Origin of the sequence: Micromonospora sp. CPCC 205554, from assembly GCF_036902745.1 — a bacterium.
GTDB lineage: Bacteria > Actinomycetota > Actinomycetes > Mycobacteriales > Micromonosporaceae > Micromonospora > Micromonospora tulbaghiae.
In genome coordinates, this window is record NZ_JBAKHP010000037.1 from 1 (window position 1) to 22,612 (window position 22,612).

12 protein-coding genes and 2 pseudogenes are annotated in these 22,612 nt (G+C 66.3%); 5 read left to right on the forward strand and 9 right to left on the reverse strand.

Annotation, left to right across the window (positions count from 1 at the left end; all coding sequences use genetic code 11):
- Nucleotides 1-745 precede the first annotated feature (745 nt).
- The 3 genes from V6U82_RS28505 (at nt 746) to V6U82_RS28515 (ending at nt 8,126) form a co-directional block, all read left to right on the forward strand.
- Nucleotides 746-6,889 (forward strand): RHS repeat-associated core domain-containing protein, encoded by a 6,144-nt coding sequence (locus tag V6U82_RS28505; protein WP_334466617.1) that lies wholly within the window; start codon nt 746-748, stop codon nt 6,887-6,889.
- Between the two features lie 29 nt (nt 6,890-6,918).
- Nucleotides 6,919-7,422, forward strand: coding sequence for a hypothetical protein (locus V6U82_RS28510; RefSeq protein ID WP_334466620.1), 504 nt, complete (start codon nt 6,919-6,921; stop codon nt 7,420-7,422).
- A gap of 377 nt (nt 7,423-7,799) precedes the next feature.
- Nucleotides 7,800-8,126 (forward strand): hypothetical protein, encoded by a 327-nt coding sequence (locus V6U82_RS28515; protein ID WP_334466623.1) that lies wholly within the window; start codon nt 7,800-7,802, stop codon nt 8,124-8,126.
- On the opposite strand, the gene V6U82_RS28520 is transcribed toward V6U82_RS28515, so the two are convergent.
- The gene (locus V6U82_RS28520) at nt 8,117-8,674 is read right to left on the reverse strand and encodes a hypothetical protein (RefSeq protein ID WP_334466626.1); all 558 of its coding nucleotides are present in this window, start codon (nt 8,672-8,674) and stop codon (nt 8,117-8,119) included. The two genes, V6U82_RS28515 and V6U82_RS28520, sit on opposite strands and share 10 nt — an antisense overlap.
- 112 nt (nt 8,675-8,786) lie before the next feature.
- On the opposite strand from V6U82_RS28520, the gene V6U82_RS28525 reads away from it, so the two are divergent.
- A complete protein-coding gene (locus V6U82_RS28525) occupies nt 8,787-9,350 on the forward strand; it encodes a UPF0158 family protein (protein ID WP_334466629.1) in 564 nt (187 codons plus the stop codon).
- 47 nt (nt 9,351-9,397) lie between these two features.
- On the opposite strand, the pseudogene V6U82_RS28530 reads toward V6U82_RS28525, so the two are convergent.
- From V6U82_RS28530 to V6U82_RS28550, 5 genes and pseudogenes are all read right to left on the reverse strand, one after another.
- Nucleotides 9,398-10,061, reverse strand: a pseudogene (locus V6U82_RS28530) (nucleotidyl transferase AbiEii/AbiGii toxin family protein).
- The gene (locus tag V6U82_RS28535; protein ID WP_334466635.1) at nt 10,061-10,417 is read right to left on the reverse strand and encodes a hypothetical protein; all 357 of its coding nucleotides are present in this window, start codon (nt 10,415-10,417) and stop codon (nt 10,061-10,063) included. The pseudogene V6U82_RS28530 and the gene V6U82_RS28535 overlap by 1 nt, the downstream one beginning before the upstream one ends.
- 496 nt (nt 10,418-10,913) lie before the next feature.
- Nucleotides 10,914-12,125 carry a tyrosine-type recombinase/integrase gene (locus V6U82_RS28540; protein ID WP_334466638.1) on the reverse strand — a complete coding sequence of 404 codons (1,212 nt, stop codon included), beginning with the start codon at nt 12,123-12,125 and terminating at the stop codon, nt 10,914-10,916.
- Nucleotides 12,126-12,128: 3 nt separating this feature from the next.
- On the reverse strand, nt 12,129-12,338 hold the full coding sequence (locus V6U82_RS28545) for a helix-turn-helix transcriptional regulator (RefSeq protein WP_030504821.1): 210 nt from the start codon (nt 12,336-12,338) through the stop codon (nt 12,129-12,131).
- 780 nt (nt 12,339-13,118) lie between these two features.
- A complete protein-coding gene (locus V6U82_RS28550) occupies nt 13,119-15,038 on the reverse strand; it encodes a hypothetical protein (RefSeq protein ID WP_334466645.1) in 1,920 nt (639 codons plus the stop codon).
- A gap of 394 nt (nt 15,039-15,432) precedes the next feature.
- Here V6U82_RS28550 and V6U82_RS28555 point away from each other — a divergent pair, with 394 nt between their 5' ends.
- Nucleotides 15,433-17,922, forward strand: a complete 2,490-nt coding sequence (locus tag V6U82_RS28555) for a transcriptional regulator (RefSeq protein WP_334466648.1) — start codon at nt 15,433-15,435, stop codon at nt 17,920-17,922.
- Nucleotides 17,923-18,079: 157 nt separating this feature from the next.
- On the opposite strand, the gene V6U82_RS28560 is transcribed toward V6U82_RS28555, so the two are convergent.
- From V6U82_RS28560 to V6U82_RS28570, 3 genes and pseudogenes are all read right to left on the reverse strand, one after another.
- Nucleotides 18,080-19,159, reverse strand: a complete 1,080-nt coding sequence (locus V6U82_RS28560) for a DUF5677 domain-containing protein (protein ID WP_334466651.1) — start codon at nt 19,157-19,159, stop codon at nt 18,080-18,082.
- A 228-nt stretch (nt 19,160-19,387) separates the two neighbouring features.
- Nucleotides 19,388-20,713, reverse strand: coding sequence for a hypothetical protein (locus V6U82_RS28565; protein WP_334466654.1), 1,326 nt, complete (start codon nt 20,711-20,713; stop codon nt 19,388-19,390).
- A 776-nt stretch (nt 20,714-21,489) separates the two neighbouring features.
- Nucleotides 21,490-22,515: pseudogene (locus tag V6U82_RS28570) on the reverse strand (C40 family peptidase); the annotation flags it as partial.
- Between the last annotated feature and the right edge of the window lie 97 nt (nt 22,516-22,612).

A 22,612-nucleotide genomic window follows, 5' to 3' on the forward strand; every position in this document is an offset into this window, starting at 1 on the left:
GGAAAACTGAACAGCACACAGGGCCTCACGCAGGCGATCTACACCACGCCACGGGACGTGACCCCGGGCTGAGGCTGCGTGTCCCCGCTTCTGGACGGACTGCTCGACGGTCGAGGACGTGTCGGGGTCGGCTTCGCAGTAGGAGGGGAGTCGGGCGGCGGGGTGTTGGGGTCAGGGCCGGGCGGCGGGGTGGTGGGATCGGGCGGGGGAGTAGTGGGGTCCGGCTCCGGCGGTGGTTCGGTCGGGTCGGGAGCCCCGGTGTCGGCCGGCTCCGGCGCGGCCGAAAGCTTTGTGCCGGCCGGGGACCGCTGCGGTCTCGGTGCGTCGGTGCCGACCGTGGCGGTCGCGGGCGCCGATGGTGTCGCCTGCGCTGAGGCCGGTGACGCGAACAGCGCCACGGCGGCAATAGCGGCGATCACGGTGGCCGCTGACGCCGCCAGGTATCGCCGCATGTGCGGCAGAGATCGTCTCACGAACTGTTACCTCCCCGTCTGAGAAAAGCTTGTCGGTGTGTCAAGCTCACATGTCAGCCACGGCTCTGCCGGGCCACACCGTTGCCATGACACCATTCGCGCTGCTCAGCCCTTCAAGCTCCGGGCCCCGGGCGGTGACCCGAAGTCGTTATTGACGATCTTCAGGCGCGGCCGTAACGTCTCCGCCACTATTGGCTCGAAGCTACGGGGGATGGCCGCTAGTGGCTCCTGCACGCGCACGAACAGCCGGCTCGATCAGTGGCTGCACGAAGATGACGAACACCCGGTGGGGCAGACTGCTCACCGCCGGGATGGCCGCTGTCATGGTGGCGACGGTGGCCAATGGGCTTCCCGCTCAGCGGGTGGAGGCGGCACCGGTAAAGGAGCTCGACCGGCTGCTGGAGCGGCCGGACGAGATGGCCGCCCTGATTACCGCTCGGATGACCGGGCAGCGGGTCAGGATCACGAACATGACCACCGACTCGGCCGAGTACATCGCCGACCCGAACGGGCACGTCGAGGCGACGGTTCACGCCGGTCCGGTCCGGATGCGCCGCGACGACCGTTGGGTACCGATCGACCTGACCCTCCAGTCGGCCGCCGACGGCTCGGTGAGTGCCTTAGCGCACCCGCTGGACCTGCGCATTTCCGGCGCTCGCTCGACCGCCGGGGAACTGGCGGCGGTTGGAAAGGACGATGGACGACTCGCCCTCGGCTGGCCGGGTGCCCTGCCCGCGCCGACCCTCGATCAGAACCGGGCCACCTATTCCGACGTGGTACCCGGCATCGACCTGGTTGTCGAAGCGACCCGGATCGGCTTCTCCGAGTACCTGACGGTCAAGGACCGGTCTGCCGTCGACCGGATCCCGGCGCTTGCTCTGCCGGTCACCGGCAAGGGGCTGTCGTCGTTCACGCAGGACCGCTCTGGCGGGTTGACCCTGATTAACGCCAAGGGCAAGCCAATCGCGTCGGTGCCGGCCCCGGAGATGTGGGATGCCCAGCGGGCGCCGGGCACGGAGGAGCCGACCCGGCGGGCGGTCATCGCCACCCGAGCCGACCGGCCGGGCACGAGCACGGCCCGCGGCGGAGGTGGCCTGACGATGCGGCTCACACCCGACCTGAAGTGGCTCAAGGATCCCGCCACCCGGTACCCGGTGACCATCGACCCGCAGATCAACCCGCTGTACACCTCCTTCGACACCTACGTCCGGGAGGGTGACACGGTCGACCGCAGCGGGGCGAACGACCTGCAGTTGGGCCTCCTGCCCGGTTCTCCGAACGCCAAGTCCCGCGCGTTCGTGAGCTGGCCGACTTCCGCCCTGGCCGGAAAGCAGATCACCTCGGCGACGATAAACTTCTGGAATTTCTGGTCGAACACCTGCACCGCGAACTCGTGGGAGATCTGGACTACCGGCGGGGCTTCCTCCGCGACCCGGTGGGGCACCCAGCCGGCCTGGATCCAAAAGGAAGCCACGTCCACCCAGACCAAGGGGTTCTCGTCGGCATGTGACGACGGCTGGGTGAGCATCAGCGGCACCAGCTTCTTCCAGCGGGCGGCCACGGCCGGACAGTCCACCGCTTACATGGGTGTGCGGGGCACTGACGAGACGACTGGCAACAGCTTCAAGCAGTTTCGCTCTCGCAACGCGGTCGATACCTCCCAGGTGCCGTACGCGGTGGTCACGTACAATTCGTACCCGACCGTCGGCACCCGGTCGACCGTCCCCGATTCTGCCTGCGTCACCGGAACCGGTCGTCCCCAGCTCAACAGCTTGACACCCCAGTTGAAGGTCGTGATCTCCGACGGTGATGCGTCCTCGGTGAAGGCGGAGTTCGAGTGGTGGACGCTGAACGGCACCACCAAGCTCGGCAGCACGATTACCGCGACCTCGGCCTCCGGCTCGACGCTGAGCGCAACGGTCCCGCCCGGTGTCCTGGCCAACGGTTCTTCCTATAAGTGGCGGGTGCGCGGCAATGACGGCACGGTCGACGGCACCTGGTCGTCGTTCTGTGAGTTCTCGGTCGACACCACGCACGCGAGCCCGCCGTGGACCAGTTCCACCACCTACCCGAAGAACGAGTGGGGCGGTGACGCGGGCGTTCCGGGCGTATTCACCTTCGACCCGAACGGCGCCAGCGATGTTGCCGCCTACGTGTACGAGATGGACGTCAACCCGCCGACCAAGGTGGTCAACGCCCCCAGCCTGGGCGCGCAGGCGTCGGTGACGCTGACCCCGCCCACCGCCGGTTGGCACACAATCTACGTCCGTAGCCGGGACACCGCGGGCAACCTGTCCAACGTGCGCGGGTACCCGTTCAAGGTGGGGTCCGCGGCGGTCACCTCGCCGCAGGTCGGTGACATCACCGCCGCCAAGGTGTCGATCACCTCGGTGATCTCGCCGACCATCGTCGGCGTTCGCTATCAGTGGCGCCGAGCCGGTGCCGACACCTGGACCGTCCTACCGACGACCGACGTGACGTACGCAGTCGGCGGTGGCACGGTGGCCGCCTGGCCGATTAAGGCGTCCAACGGCGCCATCCCGAAGGTCGTCTGGAACGTGGCCGCCACCCTCGCTGCGGTCGACCCGCAGGGCATCCCGCGAGACGGACCACTGGAGTTCCGCGGCCAGTACGACAACGTCGGTGAGCCGGCCATCCGGATCACCTTCGACCGCAATCTCGCCAGCGCCGACACCGCCGAGGTGGGCCTCGGATCGGTTAACCTGATCACCGGTAACTACCAGATCTCACAGCCGGATGTCTCGGTAGGTGGCCTGTCGGTCGGGCGCACCTTTAACACGCGGCAGGCCGGTGGGACCGACCCGCTCTTCGGTCCCGGTTGGGTCTCCGGCGTGCTCAGCATCGCGGACGCTCCGTACACCAAGCTCACCACCTACGACAGTCTGGTTCAGGTCTCCCTGCCGGACGGGTCGACTCTCGGGTTCGCCAAGGTCGACAGCACCGGGACGGCGTACCAGCCGCAGGTTGGTGCGGAGAAGTACAGCCTGACCTACGACTCGACGGCCAACAGTTTCCGGCTGACCGACACTGACGGCAACAGCGCCACCTTCACCCGAGGCTCCACCGACCCGGCCGGGGTCTATGCACCGACCACCGTCAGTGCGGCTGGCGCCACCAACTCGTCGACATACTCATGGCAGAAGGCGACCCTCGACACCCAGGACGTGATGCGGCCGACGCGCCTGCTCGCGCCCGTACCGTCAGGAGTGACCTGCACCACGATGGTTCGCGGCTGCCAGGCGCTGACTTTCACGTACGCCAGCGCGACGACGGCTACCGGCACTGCGGCTAACGCCTGGGGCAACTACCTCGGCCGGATCAAGGAGATCGCGTACACCGCCTGGGATCCTGATCTGTCCACTCCGGCAATGCGCACGGTCGTCCTGGCCCGTTACACGTACGACAACGCTGGACGGTTGCGGGCGAGGTGGGATCCGCGACTGGACTACACCAACGGAAGCGGGACGCACTCGCTGCGCACCGTCTACGACTACGACGCCGATGGCATCCTTGCCACGGTGACGCCGCCGGCTCAGCAGCCGATGCAGCTCTCCTACACCACCCTGCCCGACGACCCGGGCAAGGGTCGGCTCTCGAAGGTGACCCGCTCGGCGCTGGCCGCCGGCACGGCTGTGGAGACCGTCGTCTACCGCGTCCCCACCTCCGGAACTGGTGCACCATACGATTTGTCGGGCCCTCAGACGGCCCGGTGGGCTCAGACTGAACCCCCGACCGAGGCGACCGCCGTCTACCCGCCCACTCAAGTGCCCACCGGCAATCCGGCGGCCGGGACGCTGCCCAGCTCCTACGAGCGGGCAACGGTGACCTACCTCGACGCCAACGCTCGTACCGTGAACATGGCCGCACCGGGCGGGCACATCACCACGACTTGGTACGACCAGTACGGCAACGTTGCTCGCGAGCTGACTCCCGGGAACCGCCAACGGGCCCTGGTGGCGGCACCCAGCGACGACGCCACCGTTGAGGCTCAGATTGCGGCCAAGCTCGCCACCCTTAACGTCTACTCCAGCGATGGGCAGCAGTTGCTGGAGACCTTCGGTCCGGAACATGACGTGATGCTCGACTCGGGCACGATTGTGCGCGGTCGGCGGCACGTCCGGCTCACCTACGACGAAGGGGCGCCGAGCAGTGGTGGGCCGTATTCCCTGCCAACCACCGAACGGCTTTCGGTCAACTACGTCAACGCCGGCCAGACTGTGGACGCGGACAGCCGCACCACGACCACCGATTACGACTGGACTCTGCGTCAGCCGGTGAGGGTGACCGTGGCACCGGGCGCTCTGGATCTGGTCACCCGCACCAGCTACGACAGCGAAGGTCGCGTGGTCCGCACCACGACCCCGGCCGGTGGCAGCGTGGACACCAGTCCGGCGACCCGGGTGGCCGTCTACTACACGGCGGCGGCCAACGCCAGCTACGCCGAATGCGGCAACCGGCCGGAGTGGCACGGTTTGGTTTGCCGTACCCAGACCGGCGGTCAGCCGGAATCCGGCCCGCAGCTACCGGCGACGGTGACCACCTACGACATGTACGGGCAGCCACGCGTGCAGTCGACGAAGACAGGATCGGGTGAACTGCGGCGGATCGAAGTCACCTACGACTCCGCGGGCCGCCAGTGGGAAAGTTCGGTGACCGCAGCCGGGCTGGGCACCGGGCTGGAGAAGCGGCGCACCATCTATGACCAGACCAACGGGCAGGCCGTCCGCACTCAGACGATCAACGGTTCGGGATCGGTAACGGCCGAGATCATCCGCGCCTACGACAGCTTGGGTCAGATGACCTCATACACCGATGCCGACGGGACTGTCACTACCAGCACCTTCGACATCGCTGGCCGTCCAGCCACCATCAATGATGGCAAGGGAACCCGCACCTACACCTACGATGGTGGCGCCGAGCGACGTGGCCTACCGACGTCAGTGGCGGACACCCAGACGGGCACCTTCACTGGCGCCTACGACAGCGATGGGGCGACTGTCAGCCAGACGTGGCCCAACGGGCTCGCGGTTGCCTTGATCATCGATGAAAGCGGGGCAGCCACCAGCACGAGCTACACCAAACCTGGTTGCGGCCCGACCGACTGCACGCTCTACACCGAAACGGTCATATCCAGCGTCCACGATCAGTGGCGCAGCCGCACATCAACCCTGTCCGGGCAGACCTACACGTATGACGACGCTGCTCGGCTCACCGATGTCCGGGACACCGTCGCTGGTCAGTGCACCACCCGCAAGTACACCTTTGACGCCGCCACCAACCGTACCGACCAAGTGACATACGGCCCGGGGGCTGGCGGCACCTGCCAGACAACCGCGACCACCGCTAGTCAGGAATGGAACTACGACAGTGCCGACCGCATCAGCAGCGTCGGCTACACCTACGACGCTCTAGGTCGCACGCTGACCCAACCGGCCGTTGACTCTGCGGTTCCCGGCGCTGCTGGCAGCACCATGACCTACCACGTCAACGACATGGTGCGCAGCATCAACCAGGGGCCGCGCACCACCACCTACACGCTAGACGTCGCACCCGAACGGATCCGTTCCTGGACCGACACCACCGACAACCTCACGAGAATCAACCACTACAGCGCCGATGGTGACAGCCCGAGCTGGACCGATGAAGGCGGCGGCAAGCACTCCCGGGCCATCGTCGGCCTCGCCGGCATCGCCGGCGTGTTCACCAACACCACCGGAGTCGTCTGGCAGATCACCAATCTGCACGGTGACCTTGTCGCCGGAATGGCCGAGACCGGCGCGGGACTCGCCTACACCAGCGAATACGATGAACACGGCAATGCCCGTAACTCCGCCGACGCCGGCACCCGCCGCTACGGCTGGCTCGGCACCCATCAACGCGCCGCTGACACCCCTGATGGCTCGATACTTATGGGTGCCCGCCTCTACAACCCTGCCACCAGCCGATTCAACTCAGTCGACTCCGTCTATGGCGGTAACGCGAATCCTTACGAATACGCCACGGGGGACTCGATTAACAAGCACGACATCTCTGGTAAGTACTACTGCTATCGATACAGATCCAGTGAACGGAAGTGGTACTACTGGTGGGGCGGCTGGGGGGGCTATCGCGTCGACGCATACTGGCAGTGCTATTTCTCGCACAACGACACGAGGAACGTTACGAGACTCGGCCTCGCATACGCGATTATCGCAGCGCTCACCTTTTGGGCCGCGCCTGTAGCAGCTGGCTTCGCGGCTGCGGCCGCCGCCATCGGTTGGATCGCCTGGGAATACAATGACAGATGCTCCCGGAAGCGAGGCGCTTACATTAATGGCACTTTCCGCGGATACCTGACCAAGCGCCGTTCCTACTCGCACGGATATGGGTGGCTAACCAATAAGTTCTGCGCTTAGGAGGCTGGTGGAATCTGAAAGGTTAACGAATGCGACCAAAAGTCGACGTATTGCTCGACGGAAAGACTGCCGGCACGCTGACGCCGCCCGGCGCATCCATCATTGATGGTAGTGCGGCGGCATCTGTGGTGCGGACCCGCTGTCTGGGTCGTTTCGGGCTGAGTGCGGTGGAAGTGGCCATCCCGGTCGACACGGTGACGGCGGAGCGAATCGCCCTGACCTGTCGAATGGAGAAGGTGTGGATTCGCAGGGTTTATCCGGCGATTGTCGTTCTAGCGTCGCTGCTCGTCGTGGCGCACGTCATCGACTCAATGCGCAACGACGCGCAGTATCTAGGGTGGACGCTTTTGATCGCCCTCGTTCTGGCCTTTGCCTCGTTGGCCGCAAGGCTTGCGCTGAAAATGCTGGCCTCGCAGCACCACCCAAAAGAAGTTAAGGGTGATGTATACATTCGCGGAGTCGACCGGGAGACGGCCGAGGTCTGGATCAGCCTTAACCCGGTAGGTGCCGTCAGGATTATTGGTGCTCGATAAGAAGGGAGTGCTGGAGGTTAGGCGAAGGGCCTGCGACTACGGAAGGCGTGGGAGAGTGAAGAATCCTTTCGCCTCTTTAGCGGCTACGTAGAAGAAGCGTGGCCGACTTCAGCCGGTAGGTGTGCTAGTAAGGCGGGATTCTGGGTGGAGCGCCAGACTTGACGTTCCACCCAGGATGATCCGCATTCGACCGCGTCCAGTGGCAGCGGTTCGAGGCTTTCTTCGGTTCGACTCGGCCCGGGGCGGTGACCTGCGCCACCTCGCCGCTAGCGTATCCGCCGCGCGCGTCGGCGTCCGGGCTGGCGCATCTCCTGCGACCGCCGGCTCAGCCGCGGTCACCTCGCCGGCCGGCCGTCGTCGCGCTCGTCTGCGCCGGGGTGTTCTGTCTCCACGCGTACGGGCTGGTGGCCGGGTCGCCGGAGGATCGCGCCGCGTGCACGCTGATGATGGGTTTCGCAGGCTTGGCGGGTGCGCCGGCGGCAGCCCTCGCGCTGCTTCGCGTGCACTGGTCCCGCCGTGGCACGACGCTGGCCGGTCGGGCGTGGCAGGTGTGGCAGGCGGGGTCGTGGTGCGCTCGCTGTGGGCAGGCGATTCTGCCCGTGCCGTGGGCGGGCCGGGAGGTCGTCGTGCCGGCAGCGGCGGTGCACACCGCCGTTGGGGAGATCGCGGCGGGGCGGCTGCCGGCGCTGGCTGGTTATCGCTGACCGGGCGTCGCGGCGGTCGTGGTCCACAGGTCGCGCAGCGGTATCCACGTAGAGCCCAGATCCTGCCAGTAGCCGGTGAGGACTCCGGCCATCGGTGTGGTGGGGTCGCTCCACCAGATCGCGGCCACGATTTGTCCCGCTCGGTCACCGGACGGGATCCGGTAGGCGTACTCGATGTACTGGACGGTCCGGCCGGCAACGGTTCGCTGCTGCGTCGGGCCGGCCGCGCCTGCCGCGAGGTCCGGCGTGGTGCTCGCTTGGATGCGGTAGCGGGCCTGCGCGGCGTCGCGGTCGGCCCGGGTGCGGTAGGTGATCCAGTAGCTGGTGACGATGCCGGCCGTGCAGCGGGTGCGGCTCGTCTCGCCGTTGCCTCGCTGGACTGTGCTGATGGCCTCGGCCGAGCAGCCGGCGACGGCGCCGAGCCATGGCCTGGCGAAGTCGGCGAGTTCAGGGGTCGGTAGGCGGGCCCGGTTGACGGTCGCCTGGCGCTGTGCGAACAACGCGCCGGGTGGTGGGCTGGGCGCCGTGGCTGCCGGTGTGCGCGTCACGCACAAGCGCCGACCGACGTTCCTCAAGACCCTCGACGCCGCCGGGCTGTAGCTGACCGGTCTCCCGATTGCGGGTTGCTGGAGCAGTAGTTGCCTGATGGCCTCGGTCCCCGTGCTGATAATCGACTGGGCCGGCAGTCTCGCGGCCGAGGGGGAAGCGGACCTACCGTGGTTGCCGACGACCATGGCAACGGGAGTGGACATCATGCTCGACGTACGCCACCTCGATCTCGAGGGGATCGCCACGGCGCTGCAGGACCAGAGCGCGTACGAGTACCGCTGGCTCATCGATCCGGCCAGCGGGGAGATCCTGATGTGGACGGCTGATGGCGGCATCGACGGGAAGACGCCGGTGGACCTGGATGAACTCGACCTGGTCCTGATCGAGGCGTTACCGCCCTCCGTCTGGCACCGCGACATGGTCGACTTTGCCGAGCGAGTCAGCGACGAGCGGGCGGGTCGCAGGCTCTTGCGGGCCGTCCAAGGCAGGGGTGCCTTCCGACGGTTCAGGGACGAACTGCACGACGAGTATCCGCACCTGCTGATGGCTTGGCACGCCTTCCATCAGGCTCGGGCAACCCGCCGGGCCATTGACTGGCTGCTCGACAGCTGCCTGATCGATGACGTTGTCGCGAGCCGCTGTCGGACCGAGCACCCTGACCCGGACGTGCCATGAGTCGAGCAGGCCGGGGAGACGGAGGCAGCAGAGCAGCCTGATCGAATCTATTCGACTGCTCGGAGTAGGGCGGTCCGCCATGCAGAGACGCGAGCCCGCATGTCGGCGACTTCATGCGGCGCCAGACCGTAGTCGGTGAAGTCTTCGTCGTCGAGCGGTCGACGTGGCGAAGCATCGTGGCGAACATGCTCCGGTCGAATCCGTCGTCGGCGGCGTGCGAGAGGTCGCAGAGCTGGTCAGGGTGTACCGGCCGCTGCTGATGGCGGCGTCGATGTCGAGGAAGTCGCGGGCGGCTGCCCGGTTGTAGAGGGCGTCCATCTTGCCGGCCATGACGTCATCGGGGTGCAGGACCGGACCGATGTCCATCTGGACTGGCGGCTGAGCGCGCCAGTTCGCGACCAGTTCCACGCGGTGTTGCTGGTCCGGGTGGGCCGGTTCGGTGACGTGTAGCCGAGCGAACGTGTCGAGCCGCAGGTCGATGTCGACGCGGAAGCCCTCGGCGCGATAGGCGGTGATCACCGCGTCGACGGCGGTGGGGAAGTCGGCGCGGCGTTGCCAGTCGGCGAACAGATCGACGTCTTCACTGGGGCGGTCGAGGATGCCATGGGCGGCGATCGCATGCCCGCCGGCCAACGCGAACCCGTATTGGCCGCCGACCTGCAGGGCGATCTGCGCCAGGCGGCGATGGATCGGCGGGGTCTGCTCGGCCACTATGCGGCGTGCCGGCGCGCTCTGGCCAGTTCGGGAAACCGCGCTTCCCACAGATGGCGAACCTGCGGAGGCAACACCCAGCTCGGCCACAGACGCAGCAACGTCGCGCCGTCCAGCCATTGGGTGAGGTCATCGTGCGCGGTCGCCTCGCGCAGCACGGTCTCGTACATGCTGGCCAGGCGTCTGGGTCTGCTCGTGTCGTAGCGGGCCCGCCCGGACCAGTCGAGCCGGCGATCCAGGCTCACGACGCCGCTCGTTGGTCCCCGTAGATCGTCGAGCCGGTCGGCGACGACGTAGGGCCGCTGGTCGGCGTAGCGGGAACCGGCGGGGGCTCCGCCGGTGTTGGCACCACTCATGATCGACCAGCCTCCTCAGGCTGCTGCGTGACGACAACGTTAAGGCCCACGGTAGTGGACGGTGCGACGGGCGAAGGGCTCGCGGCACTGTGTCGGACCCCATCCAGCCTGACATCGATGATCGGCCCATTGGCGGTCGCGCGACGCCGCAGGCCGGCCGGACTGCCTGGCAGAGGAAGTCCTTGACGATCCGCGGTAACGAGCTCGGTAACGGAGGGCATTGCAGCGGGCGGATGAGACGGCAAGGCGCGGTACGGAACAGCATTCTGGGGCGTCGTTATGTCCGATTCCGCCGACGTTTCAGCCTGTTCCGGCATGCCGTGACAGAATCGTTGTCAAACTGGGGGTCAAGGGGTCGTCGGTTCGAATCCGGCCGTCCCGACAAAGAAAAAGCCCTGACCAGCGGGAACACTGGTCAGGGCTTTGATTTTCTTCGATGGAGATTTGAACCGCCCCCCGATAACCCCCCATTTACGCGGTGCGGCAACCAAGTTCGTCATCGGTGTGCATCGTTCTCTCCTGGCGACGATCCTTGGTTGCTCGGGTGGCTGCCGAGCCGTTCGAGGATGCCGGACACGTCTGGGGCTTGTACCGGCTTGGCGATGTAGTAGGTGTCGGTGACCTCCTCGCTGGAGTGCCCGAGCTGCGCTGCCGCGCTCTTGGTATCGATCTCCTCCTTGATGAGGGTGGCGACGGTCTTTCGGAAGGTGTGCGGGGTGACCCAGTCGAGGTCGGCTTCGGCGCGGGCCTGGCGCCACTGACGGCGGACGTTGTTGGGGGAGAGCCAGGTGCCTCGTCGGGAAGCGAAGATCGCGTCGTGGGGGTTGTCCGCGGCAGTGGGTTTGCGGGCCATGAGCATGCCGACCGCGAACCGGGGGAGGACGACCCTCCGGTAGCCGGCGTCGCTCTTGGTCCAGGGCTGTCGGAAGAAGCCCTGGCTCTTGATGAAGACCAGCGTTCCGCAGATCGTCAGGGTTGGTCGTTCGGCGGCGAGGTCCAGGTCCTCCCAGCGGAGGGCCAGGATCTCGCCGATACGGGCGCCGGTGGCGAGCATGAGGCCGACGACGTCGGCCAGGTCACCGCTGTGCCGAGGCCCGGGCTTACCAGGGATCGGTCGCTGCCATTCGCGGATCGCCGTACGGACGGCTTGGAGTTGCTCGGCAGTCAGGACGACGACGGCGCGGCGGGGTTTGCGGAGCCGGCCGGTGTCGCGGACCGGGTTGGTGGGCATGGCGCCGTGACGTACGGCCAGAGCGAACATCTGACTGAGTACGACCTTCACGCCTTTGGCGGCTGAAGGGCGGTCCTTGGCGATGTCGCGCAGGAACCGGTCGAGGCGTCCGACGCTGGCTTCCCGGATTCGGAGGTTGCCGAGGGCTGGCAGGATCGAGGTGCGAACGCTGGTCGCGTATCGGTGGATGGTTTGTGGCGCGATGCGTTCCTCGGCGGTGATCTCTTCGACCCACAGTTCGGCGAGGGCGCTGATGCGCGTTTCGCGGGTGATCTCGTCGTCGGTGGGGGTGGCACGGTCGCGGAGTTTGACCTTCAAGGCCCGTTCGGCGGCCGGGCCTGTGGTGTCGGTGGCCTCGATGTCGCGGGTGATGCCGTCGTAGTCGCGGAACCGGGCGCGTGCCCGGAATCTCTTCGGACCGAGTTTCTCGATCCGGATTTTTCCGGAGGTGCCGATGGCCAGTTCAGGTCGGGCCATGGTTCACCGCTCCGCGTCGGTGTGGTCTTCGAGCCAGCGCTCGACCTCGCTGCGCCGGTAGCGCAGGGTGTTGCCGACGCGGATGGCGCGAGGGCCCTTGCCTCGGCTGTGCCAGGCGTAGAGGGTGTTCTTGGGCTTGCCCAACCAGGCCGCGAGGTCGTCGATGGTCAGGAGCGGGTCTGGCCGCCATTCGGAGGCGGCGGGGCCGTTCATCGCCCGTCCAGGACGTCGGTCGAACCGGGCTGCCAGCGCCGCGTCGTGCGGTTGGCAGTCGGCCGGCGTGGGTCGGCACCTGGTCTGAATTCCGGGCCGGTTCGGGGTCGGGGCGGGCATGGATCGTGCTTCCTTTCGTTGGCCCGGCGTTGCTGGGGCCGGGGGTGAACGGGGTCGTCGCTACGACCCGCGGGTGCGGCATCTGACAGCTGTGGCCGTCTATCCATCCGTTGTGTCCCCCAGGGGTCAAGCCAAGGGCTGGGCTTGTCCTCGAAGAGGCATCGCAGGCTCGGTGTCGATTGCAGACGGACGGCGTCCCCCTGGTCCTGCGGACCGCTGGATGGCGGACAGAGGGCGTCAGTCGAGCCCTCGCTCGCCAGTTGCGAGACGCGGTGCGTCCCCGTACCGAGCTGGGTGTGGAAACGTGCGATCCGGGGCGCGGTGCTTGTGCGCCCGGTCATCTCGATGCAGATTGGGAAGTTCTGGAGTGTTCTCATCGTCAGTTGCCTTTCGGTCAGGCTGATGTGTGGGTTGGTGCTGGTCGTGGTCTGCGATATCCGGGCGCGTGGAACCGGTGACCTCCTTGCGTCAGAGGGCATGCGTGGCTGGCCCGCCGAGCAGAGAGGCTCGGCAGGCTGGCTGGATTGAATGGACGGCCCGCCGAGATCGGCGGGCCGTCATCTGTTGGAGCGCTGCCTGGTGCTCACGCCGGTGGCGCCGTCATTGGCCGGACAGCGGTGAGTCCCGAGGTTTGGCGCCGTTGTTTGCTCTGACGACTCGTCAGGCTGTGTGGCTGCTGCCCGCGAGTCGGCGCAATGCCTGCCCGGCGCCGGGGTAGGCGAGCCGCAATGTGTAAGCGGCGAGTTGGACGGCCCACCAGGTGAGGGCGACGAGGTAACCGACCAGCAGGGCGCTGCTGGTGTCGCTGGTGAAGACGATGGCGTAGCCGATGGCGAGGCCGGGGACCGTGATGGTGCGGGTGGTGCGGCTTCGGCTGGTGGTCAGGGCGGTGGCGATGCCGAGCAGTGCTGCTCCGGCGCTGCCGATGAGGCCGGGCATGCCGGTCAGGTCGACCGGTGGGGTGAGGGTGATCGCCGCGCGCATGAGGCAGATGCCGGTGGCGGCTACGGCGGCGGGCAGGGCCGCCGGACGGGTGCGCGCGAGCCAGTTGGACAGTTGCGGAGCCGCGATGCGGGGAGCGGTGGCGGCGATGATCGCCGCGCAGGCGGCGAGGGGGAGCGCGGAGCCGAGGGTCCATTTCAGGTATGGCTCGTAGCCGAACTGGACGGCGGTGCCGGTGGCGAGGCCGTAGAGGGCGGCGGCGGTTGATCCGCCGACGGCGGCGGCGAGGTATCCGCGTCTGATGAGGTGGCCGGTGGTGGGTCTGGTGGCTGCGTCGGTGGTGCCGGCGAGCCAGGTGGTGGGGGCGAGGTGCGCCACGGCGAATGCGGTGAGCATGGTGAGGGCACCGGCGATGCCCAGTTGAGGCAGGGAGAGGCGAACGCCGACGACCTGGACGGAGTAGGTCGTGACGATGTCCGCGGTGAGGATGGCCTGTAGGAGCACGGTGAGCGAGCAGACGCCGAGGATGATGGCGCTGGTCAGGTCACGGACGCGGAGCCGAACTCGTGGCAGTGCGGTGTCGTTGGCGGTAGTTGCTGTCTGGTGATGGGCTGCGGTGAGCGCCAGGGCGCCGTCAGCGAGGGCGTGGGAGTGACCGTCGAGGGCGGTCGGCGTGTGCCCGGTGACGGCCGCGAGGCGTTCCTGCAGGCCCGGGATTGCTCTGGCTTCCCGGTGGATCACGTGGCTGAGGTGCTGCTGGCCGATGTCGGCGGCGTCGAAGATGTCTTGCACGGCATTGGCGGTCTCGTCGAGGAGGGGCTGCGCTGCGGCGGTGACGTCGTCGCGGGTCAGAACGGCCGGCGGGCGGGGCGAGGGCAGGAGAACGGGTGCGCGTTCCTGAGTTGAGAGGGCGGTCCTGGCCTGGCGGATGGACTCCAGCAGTGCCGCGTCGGCTGGCTCGGGTGTGGCCTCTTTTTCGGTGCGGTGTGAGGGGTCGTCCGTGATGCTGCGGGTCAAGAGGTGCTGCGCGAGGTCTCGGTCCAGGTCGCGGCTCGGCCTCACCTGGCGGGTGGCGAGTTCCCGGTACCCGTCGGGGCTGACTTGCAGGACGGTCAGCGTGATTGGACGCCGCTCGGCATCGCAGATCAGCAGACATGTGCCATCCGGGACGTGGCCTGTCGTCGCGTAAGCGGCGAGTGCTGCTGGCGCGATGACCATGGCCGGTGCGGGCAGGCCTGCCCGGGCTGCCGCGTCGGTGAGATGCCCCCGTCGGCGCGGTCCCCAGGCCGACGGGATGGTCACGGTCAGAGCGGCGACCGGTACGGCGACTTGGCGGACTGCCTGGTCCGCGACGTACCACAGCTGCCCGGCGAGCAGCTGTACGGCGTCCACCGGCGGCTCGGCGTCAGCCGCGTGCAGGAGGTCCACCGGGTCGCGGATGAACCGGTGACCTACCGAGGGCTCCGGCAGCCCGTTGACGCCGGGGTGTAGTTGACCGGCGGGGTCGATCACGATGCCGTGCGGCATGACGATGCGGCCGTTGAGCAGCACGGGGATCCGGGTGCCATCGAGGTCGACGGTGGCGGCGATTACCGACGACGTGAGATCGATCGATAGTCGCGTGCCCCCGCTTGGCATGCGAGGCAGTCTCTCCCGACCGGGGAGTAGATCGTCAACCACGTTCTCGTCCCGTGATCGATTGTGCGCGCATGGTGAGAATCCTTCCTGAGGAGATGGCCCTCGATGGGTATCGCCGTGTATGCGAGAGGAAAGGGATCTACCAAGCGGGGGGACGGACAGGATGTCGCAGCAATCCCCGGACAGCGGCAACCGGCTAGCCGAATACGCGCGTCCCACGGTGTATGTCCCGCCTGCGTCGACACCGCCGCGCCACACGGCGGGGCGGGTGTCCTCCGTGATCCGACCGGTCCGGGCCACCGTAGCCACGGTCGTGTTCCTGGCCGGGGTACCGGCGTTGCTGGTGTCCCTTGACGGGAACCCGCTGCGGAGGTGGCCGTCGGGGACGCAGGTGGTGGCATGGTTCGATCAGCCGAACGAACGGTTCACCTCGACCGTCCTGGCCGGCGCGGCTGTGTGGACGGTGTGGCTGTTGTGGGCCGTGCTCGCGCTGCTGCTGATCGCCGAACTGATCGCGCTGGCGACCCGATGGCGGATCCCGAGGCTACGGCTTCCCGCACCACTGCACCGGCTCGTGTTCGGCCTGGCCGGCACCGCGGCCATTGCCGTCACCTCCGTCGGCCAACTGAACACCGGCGGCGTTCGACCACCGGCGGCCATCGACGCGGCCGAGGCAGTAGCTGTTCCTCAGCAAGCCCTCGCGCAGGGGCCGGCACTCATTCAGGTCGACAACACCCGCTACCTGTACACCGTCGAACGACACGACACCCTGTCGAAAATCGCCAAGCAGTGGCTCGGTGACGCCGGCCGCTGGCCGGAAATCTGCCGCATGAACAAGCACCGCCACTTCCCCCAGGCTGGCGGCACACTGCGTGACTGCGACTTGATCTACCCGGGCTGGGAACTGCGGCTACCCGCCGATGCCCAACCCCCACAGACCGCCATCCCGGGCCGCCCGCGCTCACCGCGACCCGGCACCGTCGCCCCATCCCCACCGCCGAGCAACCCGCCGGAAGCCCCGCAGCCCACCGATCCACCCACACCGGACATCCACGAGACGGCCGCCACGCCCAGGAGCTCTTCGCCGACCACACCCACCGCACCGGACTCCGGGTCACCCACCGACGCTCCCACGCGGCCTTCGTCCTCGCCGGAAGCCGACAGCGCGCAACGCCCGCAGGACACCGACCACCAGCGGGGTCTGCAGCTGACCTCCGCGGAGTGGCTTCCCTGGTCACTCGCCGCCGCCATCAGCGCGGCGGCTGCCCTGGTGTGGCGGCAGCGCCGGCGCCGCTACACCGGTTACCCCCACGACGATCCACCCACCGACCTGCCGCCCTCGGTGGCCGAGCTACGCCGTGCCGTGGCCCGAAACCCCGAACTCCCGCACCCCGACGACGGGGCACCAGTGGCCGCCCTTGTCCCGCTGCCGTCCGGCGGCGTCGGCCTCGTCGGCGACGGCGCAGCTCCCGCCGCACGCGCCACCCTCGTAGCAGCGCTGGCGTCCGGCGACCCGCAACACCCCGACGCGCGTGGCGAGGTCGTCATCGACGCCGCCACCCTGACCACGCTGCTCGGCACCGAAATGACCACCGTCAGCTCATGGCCGCGCCTGCACATCACCGACACCCTCGACGACGCACTCACCACGATCGAGACCCAGCTGCTGCACCGCAGCCGCCTACTCGACGAACAGACGCTGACCGACCCCGAAAGGCAGCAACAACCCAAGGCTGCGGAAGCAGAGGTCCTGCCTCCGGTCGTCCTCATCGCCCAGACACCAGCCGCAGCAGCCGAAGCCCGCGTCAAAGCGGTTCTAGCCGCGGGCGCCAGCAGGCAGGTGTTCGGGGTACTACTGGGTGAGTGGCACCCCGGCGTCACCATCGAGGTAGCCCCAGACGGACAGACCACCCTCATATCCGGTCAGCCAACCGAACCACTGCCGCCGCGCCTACCCGTGCTCGAACCCACCACAGCGATCCAGATTCTGACCACGCTGCGAGAAGCGCAAACCGGAGAACCTCCAGCGACAACCTCGCCACGCGTACCGGCCACGGTCATTGCCCTGCACGCCAGCCGGAACGACGCGGCATCTGAGGATCAGCCCGCGGCAACTGCAACTCCCTCCGCCGCTGTCGTCGGGAAGGCCCGACTTCGGGTGCTTGGCCCGCCGCGGATCGAGGACATCACCAAACCGGGACGGCCCTTGCGCGCCAAAGCCCTCGAACTCGCCGTCTTCCTGGCCTGCCACCCCGACGGCGTCACCACCCGCGACATCGGCGAATACCTCGAACCCGACGCCCGCCTCAGCCAAGCCGACCAACGCGTACACACCAACGCCTCAAACCTGCGACATGTCCTCGGCCGTGCCGGCACCGCCGAGACGAAAAACGCCTACGTCATCAAAACCGCCGGCCGGTATCGACTCGACCCGACGGCGGTCGACGTCGACGTGTGGACTCTCCGTGACCTCATGCGTCGCGCCACCATCGCCTCCGGACTGCGCCGCCACGAACTGTTGACCGCCGCCTGCGAGCTCTACGACGCGCCACTGGCCGAGGGGCAGGACTACGAGTGGCTGCAGCCCAACCGAGAGACGGTGCGCCGCTGGGGTACCGAAGCCCACCTACTCCTCGCCGAAGACCTGCTTAAGCCAGACCCGCAGGCCGCATCTGACCTGCTGAACAAAGCCATCGTCCTAGACCGGTACAACGAAGCCCTCTACACCAAGGCTATGCAGGCCCGGTACGCCCTCGGCGATGCGGACGGCATTCGTACCCTTCTGCGCGCCCTGACGAGAGTGCTCGCCGACCTCGACGCTGAACCGAGCGAAGACACTATCGCCCTAGCCGCCCGCCTCGAGGCGGAGTTGGACCATACCTGACCTCAACATTTCACAACCCCACGATCCGTGCCCAGGAACAACGACATGACGCATCGGGAAGCCGGCCGATGCGGACTCGCCGCCCAACCTAACGACTCGAGCCACGGCCTCGGCGGCTCATGGAGCTCAGGTGGCGTCCGGATCTGCCGATGATAGTTCACCCGATCTTGTATCGGCACTCTCTCATCAGGGCAATCGAGGAGAGCTCGTCCCATTCTTCCGGCCTGAGCAGTGACTCGAAAATCGCATAGTTAAGTGCTTCGAGCAACATCGACGAGATTCGGAGTGCGCGAAGCGACTTGTCATGGTTGAAGATGGGGCGAGCTGGAGTGAGTTCTTTCCTGTTGAAATCCACCCCCAACGTCGCAACCGAAGCTCCCGCATGGATCGAATGATTCAACAGGCGATACACGGCGCGCAGCTCGTCGCCGCCGTATCGATGATCTAGGTGAGCGAATGTGACTCGTCGTCTTTCCGAGCCGAATATGGGCAACGCCCAGCCGTAGGGCTCACGGATATCCCTCCCGAACTTGCCCTCTATTCGGGCGATCAGGGTCTCGCACTCAGCCCTTTCGTCCAGACTGGGAGGCGGGAAGCCCAGTTCGGCGCATGTCTCATTGTAGGCGCGGATGTCCCTTAGGCGTTCATAGACCCCTGAAGCGTGGTATCGCTCGGATAAGGAGTAATCTCGATCAGCTGCAATTGCTCGCGAAATAATGCCGATCTCGTAAAGAGTCCTGATCCGCGCTGCCGCGCCGTCGTAAAGAGCGAGCTTGGAGAGTTCTTTAATCTCCTTCGCCACCATCAAAGCGCGCGCTTGGAAAGAGAATAGCAATAATGCGTGAATCGCGTGACCGGGAAGAAAGATCCTGTCGTCGGCGACCGCATCATCGAAATTCCAGAAGTGCGCACGAGAACACACGGCTTCGATCAGTCGCTGATTAGCCGCCTCGCCGGCGGCCAACATGTCGTCGAATGACTGAAGTGCGCCGTCGATCACGGTGTCGCCAGTCATGGCGGTCTTCTCGGCGGCAAGCCGTTCGGCGGCCCGGTCAGTCACCTGGGACCGAAGATCATCACTCAAGTCGGGGCGGAGCGTGAGAACTTCTAGAAGGTGCTCGATCAGCAGGCGAGCGATGTCGTCCCGCCCAGGAGTTTTTCCCGTGGTCTCGAGTAGTTCGTTGGCCTTTCCCGTGACGAATTCCAGGAACGCCGAATCTCTCTCTGACAAGGTCACCTTCCCGTCCCGATGTCATGCACTTCAAGTCTCCCGTATCAACCGTGGCCGTCCGCAAGTACCAAGCCGACTTTCTCGCCCGGGTGCTGCGGCACGCCCGCAGCTCGGCGATCGGCGGGCCTCGGGTCCGTGGGCGACCCACTGTCGTGCTGCACAGCGGGTTCACGGATCTGCCGCTGAGCATGCGCGGATCTGCCGATGAGAGTTGGGACTCCGATCTCCGGATGCTCAGGGCAAGGGCGTTGCCCAATAGTCCATTACTCGTTCGGCGACGAACCTCACGAGCTGGATGTCAGCTTGCAGGTTACGCGCCTCTCGACTGAAAGGAAGGAGTGGCTGGCTAGTTCGCTTGCCGCTCATACCCGGCTCTTTGGCATGCACAATTCTGCACCTGATGCCGTAGATCCTCATGGCGACAGCGTATTGATAATCGAACCCAGGTTTCGGCTGGCCGTTTATGTCCTTTTCGAGGGTCGTCACGTCAACGATTGCGCTTCTATTGGACGCTACCGCAAGTACGTCGCTTCCGTAGAAGAAGCCTTCAAGCTGTCTCGGCTGCACAGCTAGGCGTAGGAGTGCTTCGATCTGCCCACGCTCGACGCTCAACTGCTTCCCGGAAGGCGTGGTACCTTGGTTGCCAGACTTTCCGATCGATGCCGAGTATGACGATGCCGCCCGCGGGAAGTAGTACTCCAGGACTTGGTAATACTTGATGTACTTTTCCAAGGCGTCCCGGCCAGGCGTGTTCGCAGCGCCGTATAGCTCTGCGGGAATTGGATCGTGGCGCCGAGACGGAAAACGAATCTTGCTACGTGAGGTGGCGCGCGCGGCCGGCACTTGCTTATATGCTGGGCTCCAAAGTCTGACCGGCAGATCCAGGCTTGAAGCCAGCGTATGCAAGTAGCTTGACCCGTAAGACTCGAGTGCTTCCAGCGCTTCGCTGAGGTCCGCCACAGAGAAGCCGCCGAGTTTGAGCGACACGCCTTGGAGTTCCCCGCGACGGCTTCCGGCGTAGGCAACAAGGAGGCTGTCGCCCACCCCTGCAATCCGGAGAGTTCGCGCTCCTCCCCCCTGCGACCGCTTGTCTTCTACGATAAGTAGACCAGTCGAATTCAACAGGCCGTACACGTCATCGACTACCGGACGCCCATCAAAGTGCACCCTCCTTTTCAGCTTCGGCCGTAATTGGCGAGATAGGGCGTAAATGGTTTCGTCCCGGGGTCCGGCCAACCAAGCTTCAATGACGTCTTCCGACTCGATCCACAGGGCTCGATGTTCAGGAATCGGACGTATTTGCTCGACCAGTTGTCGCGCCGCAGGCAGGTCGGTTGCGGACCGGAACCTGGTTCTGAGAATCGTGTCGCCGCTCTTGTTTAGGAAGACGAGGCGGGCATCCCCTCGCGGCCCACGACCACCGGACCATTCAACTCTGAGGTCAGAGCGAAGTGACGCCAGTGTCGTTAACTGTTGGACCGCGTCAGCGTACGTAACGGCGGGGGTGAGCTCGTCAAAGTCCCAGAAATCGTCATCCGGTTCATAGTATTCATAGTCCACGCGCTGCTCCGCACCCTTATCGCTCAGCAAAGAAGGCACTCCATCTGTCTGTTCTGCCGAGTTCGGCGGCCCGCACTCTCATGTGGCTGGCCGGCGTGTCGCCCGCAGTGGGCACGTCGCAGTGCGACCGATCTGACTGCCGAAACCTTACGGAATCAAGCCGGTGGCTGGATCCCTGCCTGACGTAGACGCCACTGGGCGGCTTCGCGGTGCTGTTCGCTGATTAAGGGATTCCATCTGGGGTCGAGTATCGCCCACTCAATGGTTAGTTCTGGCCGTCCCGCCTGGACCAGTCTCTCGAAACCGGTCTGGATGTCTCCGCTGATTACGAGCCGTCGCGCGGCCTCCGCAGCTCCATGCCTTCCAGACATGCCGATCCACGCCGTCGGGTTATACGGCGGCGAGAGCCGCCGACATGCGCTCACCGCAGCATCGCAGGCAGATTGGAAGCTGGCTTCGAGCGTCTCGTACGGCCGCCGTCTACCCTCATGGTTCGTCGTCAAAGTGCGCCTCCTTTGGCGAAAGCTCGCTCTGCCGGGAGAGAACGCTAGTATTCCGTCCCTTCACGAGCATGCACAATCCCCGCGCGTCAGTGGTCAACTCTCATGCCGCGATCCGGGTGCCAGTCCGCGTCTACCGATCATCCGTCGTGAGTGGCGAAACCGGATCGTCGAGTCGCACATCAGCCGAAGGTTGAGCAGATGCGAGGGCCACGGCGCCCGGCAAGCGGCATCCGGCGGCATCGACTGCCCCGAACGTAGGATCGTGCCCTTCTCAGCAGGCTTCTGGACGATCCGTCGGATCTTGGCGATCTGGTCGTTCCAGCTGCTCAGCTGAGTGATCTTGACGACGTCGCCGGTCTGCGGTGCTTGGATGATGAGTCCTTCGCCGAGGTACATGCCGACGTGGCGTGGGTGGGCCGGGGTGCCGTTGCTGCCGGGGATCAGGATGAGGTCGCCGGGTAGCAGGCGCGTCGAGCTGGCTACTGGTGTGCCGGCGTTGGCCTGGTCGGTGGTGATACGCGGAATGGAGATGCCAGCTGCTCGGTAGGCCGCTTGCATCAGGGATGAGCAGTCGCACTGTTTGTGGGGGTCGTTGGAGTGCGGGTCGGTGCACGAGCCGCCGAAGTGGTAGGGCGTGCCGAGCTGGGCAGCGGCCCAGAACACCGCGGTTGTCACCGCTGGCGAGGTGTCGGAGGGCAGCGTGAATCCGGCAGGTAGGGCGGCCAGTGCATCGGGGGTGCAGTCGGCGAGGGTGCTGGTGAGTTGCTCCATCAGGCGGAGGGCATCGTTGGTCCATGTGGCGTACGCATCGGGGAAGGCCGAGGCTTGGACCGCCTGGGCGGCCTGGGTGAGCGGCATCGACTCCCAGCCGGGGATTGTGAGGAGCTTGTCGAAGAACTTGCCGGCCTGATACGCGGGTTCAGACAGTTGTGCGACGGTGCCCCATCCCTGGCTGGGGCGTTGTTGGAACACCCCGATGGAGTCGTGGTCGTTGCGGGTGCCTAGATGGGGCAGGTTGCGGAGGCGGGATTCCTGCATGGCGGTGGCGACGGCGATGACCCAGCCCCATCGAGGGACGCCTTTGGTGACGCCGGTGTCGATGATGGTCGCGGCTACGTCAACTTGCTCGGCATCCCAGGCGCCGACGGTAGGCGGTCGCCCGGAGGGACGCATGGTGGGTGTGGCGGCGATGCCGCACCACCTGGAGCCACCGCCCATGACGGCCGTCAGCAGGAGCATGGGCAGGCCGAGGCAGGCAACGACGACGAGGCTGACAATGCCGGCGATGGCTCTGGTCATGGCGGCGGCCTCTCAATATAGCTGGGATGGCAGATCGGACAGGAGCCCTCGTGAGCAGGCTCAACGGCGGCGCGGTAGGCGCGGTGCATGGAGGGCC